This is a genomic window from Bordetella sputigena, assembly GCF_965137885.1.
GTDB lineage: Bacteria > Pseudomonadota > Gammaproteobacteria > Burkholderiales > Burkholderiaceae_B > Bordetella_C > Bordetella_C sputigena.
On the sequence record NZ_CBCSCA010000013.1, the window covers coordinates 121,373 to 133,967 of the forward strand.

11 protein-coding genes are annotated in these 12,595 nt (G+C 64.8%); 3 read left to right on the forward strand and 8 right to left on the reverse strand.

Annotated features, from left to right (window positions below; translation table 11 throughout):
• Window positions 1-91: 91 nt before the first annotated feature.
• Window positions 92-1,144, reverse strand: a complete 1,053-nt coding sequence (locus tag ACNA0R_RS22340; protein WP_415828267.1) for an aldo/keto reductase — start codon at window positions 1,142-1,144, stop codon at window positions 92-94.
• A gap of 322 nt (window positions 1,145-1,466) precedes the next feature.
• Between ACNA0R_RS22340 and ACNA0R_RS22345 the strand changes: the two genes are divergently transcribed.
• The gene (locus tag ACNA0R_RS22345) at window positions 1,467-2,387 is read left to right on the forward strand and encodes an AraC family transcriptional regulator (protein ID WP_415828268.1); all 921 of its coding nucleotides are present in this window, start codon (window positions 1,467-1,469) and stop codon (window positions 2,385-2,387) included.
• A 33-nt stretch (window positions 2,388-2,420) separates the two neighbouring features.
• Here the strand turns inward: ACNA0R_RS22345 and ACNA0R_RS22350 are convergent, their stop codons facing one another.
• From ACNA0R_RS22350 to cyoA, 7 genes are all read right to left on the reverse strand, one after another.
• Window positions 2,421-3,038, reverse strand: a complete 618-nt coding sequence (locus ACNA0R_RS22350; RefSeq protein ID WP_415828269.1) for a response regulator transcription factor — start codon at window positions 3,036-3,038, stop codon at window positions 2,421-2,423.
• On the reverse strand, window positions 3,016-4,326 hold the full coding sequence (locus ACNA0R_RS22355) for an ATP-binding protein (RefSeq protein WP_415828270.1): 1,311 nt from the start codon (window positions 4,324-4,326) through the stop codon (window positions 3,016-3,018). The genes ACNA0R_RS22350 and ACNA0R_RS22355 overlap by 23 nt, the downstream gene beginning before the upstream one ends.
• Entirely contained in the window at window positions 4,323-5,111 is a 789-nt protein-coding gene (locus ACNA0R_RS22360; RefSeq protein ID WP_415828271.1) for an SURF1 family protein, read from the reverse strand. Before ACNA0R_RS22360 ends, ACNA0R_RS22355 begins: the two co-directional genes overlap by 4 nt.
• Window positions 5,112-5,113: 2 nt before the next feature.
• Entirely contained in the window at window positions 5,114-5,521 is a 408-nt protein-coding gene (gene cyoD / locus ACNA0R_RS22365; protein ID WP_415828272.1) for a cytochrome o ubiquinol oxidase subunit IV, read from the reverse strand.
• Window positions 5,518-6,159, reverse strand: coding sequence for a cytochrome o ubiquinol oxidase subunit III (gene cyoC, locus ACNA0R_RS22370; protein ID WP_415828273.1), 642 nt, complete (start codon window positions 6,157-6,159; stop codon window positions 5,518-5,520). The genes cyoD and cyoC overlap by 4 nt, the downstream gene beginning before the upstream one ends.
• Window positions 6,152-8,155 carry a cytochrome o ubiquinol oxidase subunit I gene (cyoB, locus tag ACNA0R_RS22375; RefSeq protein WP_415828274.1) on the reverse strand — a complete coding sequence of 668 codons (2,004 nt, stop codon included), beginning with the start codon at window positions 8,153-8,155 and terminating at the stop codon, window positions 6,152-6,154. The genes cyoC and cyoB overlap by 8 nt, the downstream gene beginning before the upstream one ends.
• Before the next feature lie 63 nt (window positions 8,156-8,218).
• The gene (gene cyoA / locus ACNA0R_RS22380; RefSeq protein ID WP_415828275.1) at window positions 8,219-9,295 is read right to left on the reverse strand and encodes a ubiquinol oxidase subunit II; all 1,077 of its coding nucleotides are present in this window, start codon (window positions 9,293-9,295) and stop codon (window positions 8,219-8,221) included.
• Window positions 9,296-9,593: 298 nt separating this feature from the next.
• Here cyoA and ACNA0R_RS22385 point away from each other — a divergent pair, with 298 nt between their 5' ends.
• Both ACNA0R_RS22385 and ACNA0R_RS22390 read left to right on the forward strand, forming a co-directional pair.
• Window positions 9,594-10,934, forward strand: coding sequence for an MFS transporter (locus tag ACNA0R_RS22385; RefSeq protein WP_415828276.1), 1,341 nt, complete (start codon window positions 9,594-9,596; stop codon window positions 10,932-10,934).
• Between the two features lie 304 nt (window positions 10,935-11,238).
• A complete protein-coding gene (locus ACNA0R_RS22390) occupies window positions 11,239-12,552 on the forward strand; it encodes an efflux RND transporter periplasmic adaptor subunit (protein ID WP_415828277.1) in 1,314 nt (437 codons plus the stop codon).
• The last annotated feature ends 43 nt before the right edge of the window (window positions 12,553-12,595 follow it).

Consider the following 12,595-nt stretch of genomic DNA (forward strand, 5'->3'; position numbering starts at 1 on the left):
CGTTGAAACCGGCGCATGGCGGCCACGCCGCCATCATGGCGGCGCGCTTCACTCGATCCCCTCGAACCCGATGTCGTTAAGCCGGGGGCTTTCAGTCCAGGGTGCCTTGCTCGATCAGATGGCGGCGTACGCCGCCCTGCCGTTCGAGCATCCAGCCCGGATACTCCGGCGGCAGCGCGCTGACCTCGGCCAACGTCGCCAACTCATCGCTACTGAGTTTGATCGCGACAGCGCCGATATTGTCATGCAACTGCTCGATACGCTTGGCTCCCACGATTACCGTCGTTACCGCGGGTTGATGCAGCAGCCATGCCAGGGCAATCTGCGCCACTGACGCGTTGTGCGCCTCGGCGATGGCGCGCATCGCATCGACGCAATCGAAGGCGCGATCGCGGTTTACCGGGGGAAAATCGAAAGTGGTGCGGCGGCCGCCTTCTTCGCCTTGTTTGTCGCGGGCATACTTGCCGCTCAACAGGCCGCCCGCCAGCGGACTCCAGACCATCAGGCCGACGCCTTCGCTGCGCAGCAGGGGCACGATCTCCCGTTCCAGATCGCGGCCGGCGATCGTGTAGTACGCCTGCAGCGATTCGAAGCGCGCCAGTCCCAGCCGCTCCGAAATGCCCAGCGCTTTCATGATCTGCCATGCGGCCCAGTTGGACACGCCGATATAGCGGACGTGGCCATGTTGCACCAGGGTGTCCAGCGCGCGCAGCGTTTCTTCGATAGGCGTGGCCGGGTCGAAGCCGTGCACCTGGTACAGGTCCAGATGGTCCAGTTGCATGCGCTTGAGCGACGCCTTGACGCTTTCGATAATGTGATAGCGCGACAGCCCGCGGGAATTGACGCCGCGCGTGCCGGTTTCGCCCATGACCTTGGAGGCGACCACCACGTTTTCGCGAGGCACCTTCAAATTGCGCAGCGCCTGACCGGTCAGGATTTCGGAACGTCCGCCGGAGTACACATTCGCGGTGTCGATGAAATTCATGCCGGCGTCCAGCGCGGCGCCGACCAGCTTGTCGACTTCATTCTGCTCCAGGCTGCCGATTTGTCCCCACATGGTGCCGTCTTCGCCGCCGAAGGTCATGGTGCCCAGGCACAGTTCGGACACGAATAAGCCGGTGCTGCCGAGTTTCTTGTAACGCATGGGATGCTCCTGATTCTGGAAAACGCAAGGCGCGCGACGTCCAGTCCGCTGGACATGCGCCGGTCACTGCGTGGATGGACCGGGGCAGTATGCGCGCGCGGGAGGGGACCCAGGTGCTCGATCCTGTTGGATTGCTGCCTAATCCTCCAGGGATCCACGACGGCAGTGTGGTTGACGCGCTCCTGACAGGAAACTGGCGCTATTCTTCCATTGCACAAAATTCCGCGCGTCCGCATGGACGGTCGGCGCGGACCTCTATCCGCTTCGGTGAACCATGGGACTGAACGAGATACCTGATTCCTCACTGCAATCGGCGCCGGCGATGGACGAGCCGGACGCGTCCTTCGACGCCCCCCGGCGTGAACTCCTGTATCGGTTGATCCGGCTGACCGGCACGCTGGAAGGCTCGATGACTACCGCGGTGCCGGGCCTGTATCTGCATCGGCTGACGAGCGAGCGCGGCCATCAGCATGCGTTGCAGCTGCCGGTCTTTGCCTTGATCGCGCAGGGCTCCAAGCGGCTGCTGGTGGGCGACGAAGTCTACGACTACGACCCCTTGCATTACCTGGTGTCGTCGGTGGACCTGCCGGTGATCGGCAAGGTGACGGTGGGCAGCCCGACCGAACCTTACCTGGGCCTGCGCCTGGATCTGGACGTCGAAGCGATAGACGCGTTGATCCGCGATGTGAATGCGCCGCCGGCGTCAGCGCCGGAAGCCACGCGCGGCCTGTATGTGAACCGGCTGGGGGACACCTTGCTCGACGGCGTGCTGCGCCTGTTGCGGCTGCTGGACGAACCCGTGGATATTCCGGTGCTGGCGCCCATGATCAAGCGGGAAATCTTCTACCGCCTGCTGATGAACGGGCAGGGCGCGGTGCTGCGCCAGCTGGTGCAGAAGGACAGCCATACGCAGCGCATCGCGCGAGCCATACGCTTGCTCCGCGAACACTACGTGCGTCCTTTGCGGGTCGAGGAACTGGCGCGCCACGCGCATATGAGCGCGTCATCCTTTCATCATCATTTCAAGGCCGTCACGGCCATGAGCCCGTTGCAGTTCCAGAAACAGCTGCGCTTGCAGGAAGCCCGGCGGCTGATGTTCACCGGCGACGCCGACGTCGCGGTGGTGGCGCATCAGGTGGGCTACGAAAGCCCCTCGCAATTCAGCCGCGAGTACAGCCGCCTGTTCGGGTCCGCCCCGCTGCGGGACAAGCGACGCTGGCTGGGGGACGGAATGACGCACTGATCCGCGCCTGGCGCCGCGGAGCCATCCCCCCGCTTACTTCACCCGCTGTTTCTCCAGCTTGCGCGCCAGGGTGCGCCTGTGCATCCCCAGGCGCCGCGCCGTCTCCGAGATATTGAAGCCGGTCGCCGCCAGGGTTTCGTGTATCCGCTCCCATTCCAGCGTCTTGATGGACGTGGGGCGGTCGCTCAATTCGGTTTCGATATCGCCGGCGTCGCGTCCGAAAGCCTGTTCGATGTCGTCCGTGTTCGATGGCTTGGCCAGATAGTGCCGCGCGCCCAGCTTGATCGCCTCGACCGCCGTGGCGATGCTGGCATAGCCGGTCAATACGACGATGATGGTTTGCGGGTGATGTTCATGCAACGCCTGCACGCAGGCCAGCCCGGAGGCCTCGCCCTTCAGCTTCAGGTCGATGACCGCATAGTCGGGACGATGGTCGGGCAGCAGCGCCTGCAGCCCCTCCAGCCCGGTCGCATGCAGCACGCGGTAGCCGCGCCGCTCGAACGACCGGCCCAGCGTCCGCGCGAAGGTCTCGTCGTCTTCGACGATGACCAGCAGCCGTTCCGCGGCCGGTGCATCCGCGTTTGCCGCGTCCTGCCCGGAGGCCGCGCCGGCGTCGTCGTTGGCATCTTCAGGCAGCGGGTGCGGGGTCATCCTGTTCGTCCAAGGTAATCGCCGAAAGCGGCAGCCGCAGCGTCACGCGGGCCCCGCCTTCGGCGCGGTTCTCGGCGGTCACCGTGCCGCCCAGGGTGCGCGCGACATTGACCACCAGGAACAGTCCCAGCCCGCCGCCTGGCCGGCCCTTGCTGGACTGGTACGGCTTGCCGAAGCTGGCCAGCATCGGCGGCGCGAATCCGGGGCCGTCGTCGGTCACCTCCAGCACCAGCGCGTCGTCCTCGCGGCTGACGTGCAGGGCGATGCCGCGGCGCGCCGCTTCCAGCGCATTGTCCAGCACATTGCAGATCATCTGCTTCAACGCCGAATCCGAAACGATGCGCAGATCCGGGCCGAAGCCGTTTTCGTAGCGCAGCTGTTCGTCGAAGCCGCGCGTCGCGCGCCATTCCGTCACGAGGTCATCCAGGAAAGTATGGACGGTGGTCTCGGCGGGCGAATCGCCGCGCGCTTCGCCGGCGGACAGCAGGATGCCGCCCACGATGGACTTGCAGCGCGCCACGGACGCCTGCATGTCGCCGATCTCCTGCAGCAATTGCGGATCGTCCTTGAAAGGCCTCATATGGCGCCAGTCCCCCAGGATGACCGCCATGGTCGCCAGCGGCGTGCCCAGTTCGTGCGCCGCGCCGGAGGCCAGCAGGCCCATGCGGACGATATGTTCTTCTTCGGCGGCGCGCTGGCGCAGATCCGCCAGGTGGGCGTCGCGCGCCCGCAGATTGCCATTGATCCGGGTGATGAACACCACCAGCAGCGATGCGTTCAGGGCGAAGCAGATCAGCATGCCTTGCACGTACAGGCTGGCCAGGCCGTTGCCGTGGTCCAGCGGCAGCGTCAATGGCCGGCCCGCGGCGGCCAGCAGCATGAAGCAGAGCGTCGTGACGATGACCAGCATCCACGTGCTCCACGGCTTGAGCAGCACGGCGCCCAGCGTCACCTGTACCAGGTACAGGAAAACGAAAGGGTTGGTGGCGCCCCCGCTCAGGTAGAGCTGGGCGGTGAGCGCCACCAGGTCCACCAGCATCGCTACCAGCAATTCGGTATTGCTGACTACCGGCGCCAGCTGCAGGCGCAGCATGCCGACGATATTGAAGGCGATGAGCCCGCCCAGGACGGGCACCATGTAGTTCAGCGGCAGTGGCACGCCGAAGCCCATTACGACGACGTAGATGGTGGCGATCTGTCCCAGTACGGCGATCCAGCGCAGCGTGATCAGCTGCTGCATGTTCTTGTGGCCGGTGGTGTCGTACCGGCGCCGGCCGGCCGTGATCATGGGCGCCGCGTCCGCTGCTGGCGGCGCTCTTCGCGCACGGTGTAGAAGGCGGCGCCGGCGACCATCAGGGCCAGCGCGTACCAGGTGACCGCGTAGACCAGGTGGCTGTTGTGGAAGGCGATGACGGTCATGCCGGCCCGGGGCCAGGCGCCGGGCTCCGCGCCGGGCGCGGCCTGGGCATCGACGAAATAGGGCGCGGTATCGGCCAGCCCGCGCGCCGCGGCTATCGCCTGGACGTCGCGCGAATACCACCGGTTGCCGGCGGGATCGTTATGGCGCAGGAAACCCCCGCCAGGCTCGCTGATGCGCAGCAGCCCCGTGACGGTGACGCCGTCGCGCGCGGCGGCTTCGGGATGGGCGATATCGCCGCGCTGGTCGCCCGGCACGAAGCCGCGGTTGACCAACACGGTGGTGCCGTCGTCCCGCAGCAGCGGCGTAATCACCCAGTAGCCGCTGCCCAGCTCGGTGCTGGCCTGGGTAAGCGTTTCCTTGCCGTAGTCGTAGCGGCCGCGCAGGAAGACATGGCGGTATTCATCGCTGTCGGCGGTGACGGCGGGCCAGCGTTGCGGCCCTGGCGCGGGCTGGGCCGGCGCATGCACGCGCTGCTCCACGCGCGCGATCAGGTCCAGTTTCCACGCGCGACGGTGCACCTGCCAGGTGCCCAGCGCGCAGAAGCCCGCAAAAAGCAACACCGCCACGACCGCCATGCAGATCAGGACTGCCGGGCGGCGCCCGCCGCCGGTGTCGGCGTCGGGCAGGGCGGTGTTCGACGGACCGTGGGCCATCCTTACGGCATGTTCTTCATGTCGGTCATGGACGGCATCATGTTCACGTTCAGGTGATACATGACCCACAAGGAGCCCGCCAGCGTGATGACGACGATGACCACGGTGAAGATCAGCGCCAGCATGGTCCAGCCGCCTTCGGAGCGGGCATTCATGTGCAGGAAGTAGATCATATGCACCACGATCTGCACCGCCGCCAGGCCCAGGATGACCATGGCGGTCGTGCTGGACTGGTCGAATACCTTGTCCATGACCACCCAGAACGGGATGGCCGTCAGGATGACCGACAGGATGAAACCCGTCATGTAGCCCTTGAAGGTGCCGTGCGCGGCGCCGTCGTCGTGATCGTCGTGATGATCGTGGCCGTGGTCGTGATCGCCATGGGCCAGCGTACCGTTATGCGTGCTCATGGCAGCACTCCCATCAGATAGACAAAGGTGAATACGCCGATCCAGACGACGTCCAGGAAGTGCCAGAACATCGACAGGCACATCAGGCGGCGCTTGTTGGCGGACGTCAGGCCATGGCGGCCGACCTGCACCATCAGCGTGATCAGCCAGATGATGCCGCTGGTGACGTGCAGCCCGTGCGTGCCCACCAGGGTGAAGAAGGACGACAGGAAAGCGCTGCGGCCCGGGCCGTTGCCTTCGTGGATCAGGTGCGCGAATTCGTACAGTTCCAGGCCGATGAACGCAGCGCCGAACAGGCCGGTGATCAGCAGCCACATCTGCGTGGCGCCCACGCGGTTGCGGTTCATCTCCAGCATGGCGAAGCCATAGGTGATGGACGACAGCAGCAGCATGGAGGTGTTCAGCGCCACCAGCGGCAGGTCGAACAGATCGGCGCCGGACGGGCCGGCCGCGTAGCTGCGGCCCAGGACGCCGTACACCGCGAACAGGCTGGCGAAGATGAGGCAATCGCTCATCAGGTAGATCCAGAAGCCCAGCAGGGTGCCGTTCTTCGGATGGTGCTCCTCCGTCAGGTAGAAACGGAGGTCTTCCGGCGCCGCCGCGGCGCCGGGTTGGGTCAGGACGGTGGCTTTAGACATGGTTCGCTAGCAGACGGGTACGCTCGGCCTCGGTGCGAACGACTTCGTCCGCGGGAATGTAGTAATCACGCTTGTAGTTGAAGCTGTGGATGATCGCCGCGGCGATGGCGCCGACGAAAGAGACGATCACCAGCAGCCACATGTGCCAGATCATGCCGAAACCGAATGCCGTGCACAGTCCGGCGATGATGATGCCGGCGGCCGTGTTCTTCGGCATATGGATGGGAATGAATCCTTGCGTCGGCCGCTGGGCGCCGCGCTGCTTCATCTGCCACCAGGCATCGCCCTCGTGGATCTGCGGGGTGAAGGCGAAGTTGTAGGCGGGCGGGGGCGAGGAGGTCGACCATTCCAGCGTACGGCCGTTCCAGGGATCGCCCGTCACGTCGCGCAGTTGCTCGCGGCGGCGGAAGCTGACGTAGATCTGGATCAGGAAGCAGGCGATACCGATGGCGATCAGGCCGGCGCCGATGGCGGCGATCACGAACCAGATCTGCAGCGAGGGATCGTCGAAGTGGTTCATGCGGCGGGTCACGCCCATCAGGCCCAGCACGTACAGCGGCGCGAAGGCCACCCAGAAGCCCACCAGCCAGAACCAGAACGAGCACTTGCCCCAGAACTCGTCCAGCTTGAAGCCGAAGGCCTTGGGGAACCAGTAGTTGATGCCCGCGAACATGCCGAACAGCACGCCGCCGATGATCACGTTGTGGAAGTGAGCGATCAGGAACAGGCTGTTGTGCAGCACGAAGTCGGCCGGGGGGACGGCCAGCATCACGCCGGTCATGCCGCCGATGACGAAGGTCACCATGAAGCCCACCGTCCACAGCATCGGCACGTCGAAACGGATGCGGCCGCGGTACATGGTGAACAGCCAGTTGAAAATCTTCGCCCCGGTCGGGATGGAGATGATCATCGTGGTGATGCCGAAGAACGAGTTGACGCTCGCCCCCGAACCCATGGTGAAGAAGTGATGCAGCCACACCAGATAGGACAGCACCGTGATCACGACCGTGGCGTACACCATCGACGCGTAGCCGAACAGGCGCTTGCCGCTATAGGTGGACACGACTTCCGAGAACACGCCGAAGGCCGGCAGGATCAGGATGTACACCTCCGGATGGCCCCAGATCCAGATGAGGTTGATGTACATCATCGGGTTGCCGCCGAAGTCGTTCGTGAAGAAGTTCGTGCCGGCGTAGCGGTCCAGCGCCAGCAGCGCGAGCACCGCCGTCAGGATGGGGAAGGCGGCCACGATCAGCACGTTGGTGCACAGCGACGTCCAGGTGAAGATGGGCATCTTCATCAGGCCCATGCCGGGCGCGCGCATCTTGATGATGGTCACCATCAAATTGATGCCCGATAGCAATGTCCCGAGGCCCGCCACCTGCAATCCCCAGATGTAGTAGTCCACCCCTACGTCCGGACTCTGCAGGATGCCGGACAGCGGCGGATAGGCCAGCCAGCCGGTGCGCGCGAACTCGCCGATGAACAGCGAGGTCATCACCAGCACCGCGCCGCCCACCGTCATCCAGAAGCTGAAGTTGTTCAGGAAGGGGAAGGACACGTCGCGCGCGCCGATCTGCAGCGGCACGATGTAGTTCATCAGGCCCGTGACCAGCGGCATGGCCACGAAGAAGATCATGATGACCCCGTGCGCCGTGAAAATCTGGTCGTAGTGGTGCGGCGGCAGGTAGCCTGTCGAGTCGCCGAAGGCGACGGCCTGCTGCAGCCGCATCATGATGGCGTCGGCGAAGCCGCGCAGCAGCATGATGATCGCCAGCACGATATACATGATGCCGATCTTCTTGTGGTCGATGCTGGTGAACCACTCGCGCCACAGGTAGCCCCAGACGCGGAAGTAGGTCAGCGCGCCCAGCAGCGCAAGGCCGCCGATGGCCACGAAGATGAACGTCACCACCAGGATCGGTTCATGGTAGGGGATCGCCTCCAGGGATAGGCGGCCAAGTAATAGCTTTTGCAGGTCTAGGTTTTCAAACATCTCGATTCCCGTGGCGGGAGGCGCAAGGCGAAAAGAAGGGCGGGCGGCTTACTCGGATACGCATCAGAGCGGTACGCGGTCGTCCAGGACGGCGGCGCCGGTCGGATTGGCGGGCGTGCAGACGGCGCCGACATAGTTCCGCGCGGACGTGTCGGCCAGGCCGAGGCGGACGCGGGTCGAGCCGTTGTTGGCGACGTTATAGGTGCCGGACGTACCCAGGCCGCCTTTCTCGTCGATCGCCATCATGTCCTTGATGCACATGCGGTTGGACTCGACGCAGCGGTTGACGATGGCGTCGTACAGATCGGGCGCGACCTTGGCATAGCGGCGCACCGGGTCTTTTTCGCTGGGCTGTTCCAGTTTGAGATAGACCGGGCGGGTCAGTTCCCCTCCGCCGTCGCGCGTCTGCTGGACCCAGTTGTCGAAGTCGGCATTGGTCATGCCGTAGAACTTGAAGCGCATGTCCGAGAAACCGGCGCCGCTGTAGTTGGCCGAGAAGCCTTCATAGACGCCGGCCTTGTTGATCACGGCGTGCAGCTTGGTTTCCATGCCGGGCATGGCATAGACCTGGCCCGCCAGCGCCGGGATGAAGAACGAGTTCATCATCGTCGACGACGTGATCTTGAAGGTGATGGGCCGGTTGACCGGCGCCACCAGCTCGTTGACCGTGGCCACGCCTTCCTCGGGATAGATGAACAGCCACTTCCAATCCAGGGCCACGACTTCCACCGTCAGCGGTTTGACGTTGGTCGGCAGTTCGTGGCCTTCGGCGATGCGGTCCAGCGGGCGATAGGGGTCCAGCCGGTGCGTCGTCACCCAGGTGATGGCGCCCAGGGCGATGATGATCAGCAGCGGCGCCGACCACACCACCAGTTCGACCACCGTCGAGTGGTGCCATTCCGGATCATAGGTCGCGCTGGTGTTGGACGCGCGGTAGCGCCAGGCGAAGACCAGGGTCAGGATGATGACCGGGATGATGATGATCAGCATCAACACCGTGGAGATGATGATGAGATCGCGTTGTTGCACTGCAATGTCGCCGGACGGCGACATGACCACGCCCTGGCAGCCGCCCAGCAGGGCGAACAGGGCAAGCAGCGGAAGCAGGAGAAGTCGGCGGGAGAACGTGGAGGATGACATGCCGGGCGACGAAGCCTAAACAGGAACTGGGGCGGAATGCTGACGGGGAGCTGTAAGCACCGCGTAAGCTTGCGAGAAAAAATCACGCGAAATGTACAATTTTTGACGCACTGCGGAAAGTGGACATTTTGTCCTACCTATGGCGGCAAGCTGAAAGTCGTGCCATGCTAAGGCACGCCGGGCCTGTTGAAGGGCAATTTTCGGTAAGCAGCAGGCCTGCGCGACGGTAGGGAGCCGTCTTCGGGTACGAAGACTGCTATGGCCGGGCAACCGGTCGCAATGATCGCGAGGAGATAAGATGTCCACGACTGCAGCATTCCCAGATGCGTCCTCGACTACGCTCGAGCGTGACGCAAGGTTGACCACCGCCGACCACTCCAAGGTCGCGCCCGGAGAAATCGCCATTGGCGTCGTCATAGGACGCGCCTCCGAATATTTCGACTTCTTCGTGTACGGGATCGCCTCGGTACTCGTCTTCCCGCAGGTGTTTTTCCCGTTTTTGACGCGGCTCGAAGGCATACTTGCCGCCTTCGTCATATTTTCCTTCGCCTTCATCGCCCGGCCCTTCGGCACCGCCTTGTTCATGGCGGTGCAAAGGCGTTGGGGCCGCGCGACGAAGCTGACCATCGCACTATTCGTGCTGGGCACGGCCACTGCCGGTATCGCGTTCCTGCCCAGCTATGCCACCCTGGGCGAACGCGCCATTATATTGCTTGCGGTCTTTCGCTGCCTGCAGGGCCTGGCCACGGGGGGCGCCTGGGACGGCCTGCCTTCCCTGCTGGCCCTGAACGCGCCGCCCGAGCGGCGCGGCTGGTACGCGATGCTGGGGCAGTTGGGCGCGCCCATCGGCTTCCTGCTGGCGGGCGGCCTGTTCCTGTACCTGCACACCAACCTCAACGCGGACGACTTTTCCGAATGGGGCTGGCGCTACCCCTTCTACGTCGCCTTCGCCATCAACGTAGTCGCCCTATTCGCCCGCCTGCGCCTGGTGGTCACCCACGAATACACCCGGCTGCTGGAAGAAGGCGAGCTGGAGCCCATTCCCGCCCATACGCTGATGCGCGAGCAGGGCTACAACATTTTCCTGGGCGCCTTCGCGGCGCTGGCCAGCTACGCGCTGTTCCACCTGGTGACCATCTTTCCGCTGTCCTGGCTGGCGCTGCAGTCCACGCAATCCATAGACGCCATCCTGAGCGTGCAGGTCATCGGCGCTCTCCTGGGCATCCTGGGCACCATGGCTTCCGGCTGGCTCGCGGACCACATCGGCCGCCGCAATACGCTGGGCACGCTGGCCTGCCTGATCGGGGTGTTCAGCCTTTGCACGCCGTGGCTGCTGGACGGCGGTACGGTCGCGCAGGACGCCTTCATCCTGATCGGCTTCGTGCTGCTGGGCTTGTCCTATGGCCAGGCGTCGGGCACCGTGACTTCCAACTTCGCGCGGCGCTTCCGCTATACGGGCGCGGCATTCACCGCGGATTTCGCCTGGCTGTTCGGCGCGGCCTTCGCGCCCGTGGTGGCCTTGAGTCTGTCCACGCGCTTCGGCCTGGGCGCTGTCAGCGTGTACTTGCTATCCGGCGTGGCCTGCACGCTGCTCGCGCTGCGGATCAATCGGTCACTGGAGCTGCAGACGCGTGATTGAGTGATGAAAATGCGGCGCCGTCGCAAGGCGGCGCCCGCCACCGGCCTGTATGGCCAACATTTGCTCGGAGCCGGCTAACGCCGGCTTTTTTGCGGCCTGATGGCGTGCGTCGCGTGCGCCCGACACAGATTGCACGAAATTGGTGTCGATTCGTTGAATGCGTTACATTAGCGCGGCCCACGGGGGACGAATGGGGTAGGGGCATGGTTTGCGTTTCGCCATCTGTGCCGCCGGACGCCCACCTGTCTTTCGTGCCCGCATCATTCAAGACGGCATCGTTCCATGCCGATGGCGAGAGGATTCCATGCATTTTGCGCCTCGATTTATACCAAAGCGCGTAGCAGCACCCCTGGTCACCATCACCGCCGCGGCGGCGCTCCTGGCGGGGTGCGGCGAGCGGCCGCAACTGAATCCCGGACCGCCCCAGGTCAGCGTCATCACCGTCCAGCCCGAGCGTGCGCCCAGCGTGGCCGATCTGCCCGGCCGCGTGGACGCGGTGCGCGACGCGCAGATACGCGCACGCGTCACCGGCATCGTGCAGAAGATCGTTTTCCAGCAGGGCGGCGACGTCAAGGAAAACGACCTGCTCTTCAAGATCGATCCGGCGCCGTACAAGGCCGCATACGACCAGGCCGCCGCGCAATTGAAGCAGTCGCAGGCGGATCTGTTCAGCGCCAAGGCGCTGGCCGACCGCTATGCGCCGCTGGTCAAGGCCAATGCCGTCAGTAAGCAGGAATACGACAACGCGGTGGCCAGCTACCGGCAGGCCGACGCGGCTGTCGCGGCGGCCAAGGCCAATCTGCAGAATGCTTCCATCAACCTCGGCTATACCAATGTGACGTCGCCCATCACCGGCCGCATCGGCAAGCCGCTGGTGACCGAAGGCGCGCTGGTGGAAGGCTCGTCCGCTACGCAGATGGCGCTGGTGCAGCAACTCGATCCCGTCTACGTCGACTTCACGCAATCCACCACCGACCTGGCGGCGCTGCGCAAGGCCTTCGCCGCCGGCCAGCTGCAGAAGGTGGGCGAGAACGCCGCCCTGGCCGAGGTCGTGCTGGAAGACGGCTCGACGTATGCGCACAAGGGCAAGCTGCTATTCACCGGCATTACCGTCGATCCGTCGACGGGGCAGGTGAACCTGCGCGCGGAATTCCCCAATACGGAGACCGTCCTCCTGCCCGGTATGTACGTGCGCGTGCGGCTGACGCAGGGCGTGGACGACAAGGCCTTGCTGGTGCCGCAGCAGGCGCTGCAGCGCACGCCCGACGGCCTGCAAAGCCTGATGCTGGTCAGGGACGGCAAGGTCAACCAGGTCAATGTGACCACCGGCAATGCGCTGAATGGGCGCTGGGTGGTGACCAGCGGGCTGAAGGCCGGGGACGTCGTCGTCGTGGAAGGCTTCCAGAAGATTCGCCCTGGCGCGCCGGTCAAGGTTTCCCAATGGACCCCGGAGCAACAGAGCGGGCCCGCCGCGGGCGGCGCGCAGCAAGCGCCAGCCGGCGCCCAGCCGCAGGCGCCAGCCGGTGGACAGCCGTCCGCGCCGCCAACCCAGCCGGGCAAACAACCCGCGCCGCAACAGCCGGCGTCTCCCACGCCGCCTGCCGAGCAGAAGTCGTAATCGGGCGCGGCGCCGTGCCAGGGCGCCGTTTCCCCGCATCATG

Bases quoted from the DNA above. Each gene is read 5' to 3' on its own strand.
- ACNA0R_RS22340 (WP_415828267.1), bottom strand. From the start codon at position 1,144: ATGCGTTACAAGAAACTCGGCAGCACCGGCTTATTCGTGTCCGAACTG.
- ACNA0R_RS22345 (WP_415828268.1), top strand. From the start codon at position 1,467: ATGGACGAGCCGGACGCGTCCTTCGACGCCCCCCGGCGTGAACTCCTG.
- ACNA0R_RS22350 (WP_415828269.1), bottom strand. From the start codon at position 3,038: ATGACCCCGCACCCGCTGCCTGAAGATGCCAACGACGACGCCGGCGCG.
- ACNA0R_RS22355 (WP_415828270.1), bottom strand. From the start codon at position 4,326: ATGATCACGGCCGGCCGGCGCCGGTACGACACCACCGGCCACAAGAAC.
- ACNA0R_RS22360 (WP_415828271.1), bottom strand. From the start codon at position 5,111: ATGGCCCACGGTCCGTCGAACACCGCCCTGCCCGACGCCGACACCGGC.
- cyoD (WP_415828272.1), bottom strand. From the start codon at position 5,521: ATGAGCACGCATAACGGTACGCTGGCCCATGGCGATCACGACCACGGC.
- cyoC (WP_415828273.1), bottom strand. From the start codon at position 6,159: ATGTCTAAAGCCACCGTCCTGACCCAACCCGGCGCCGCGGCGGCGCCG.
- cyoB (WP_415828274.1), bottom strand. From the start codon at position 8,155: ATGTTTGAAAACCTAGACCTGCAAAAGCTATTACTTGGCCGCCTATCC.
- cyoA (WP_415828275.1), bottom strand. From the start codon at position 9,295: ATGTCATCCTCCACGTTCTCCCGCCGACTTCTCCTGCTTCCGCTGCTT.
- ACNA0R_RS22385 (WP_415828276.1), top strand. From the start codon at position 9,594: ATGTCCACGACTGCAGCATTCCCAGATGCGTCCTCGACTACGCTCGAG.
- ACNA0R_RS22390 (WP_415828277.1), top strand. From the start codon at position 11,239: ATGCATTTTGCGCCTCGATTTATACCAAAGCGCGTAGCAGCACCCCTG.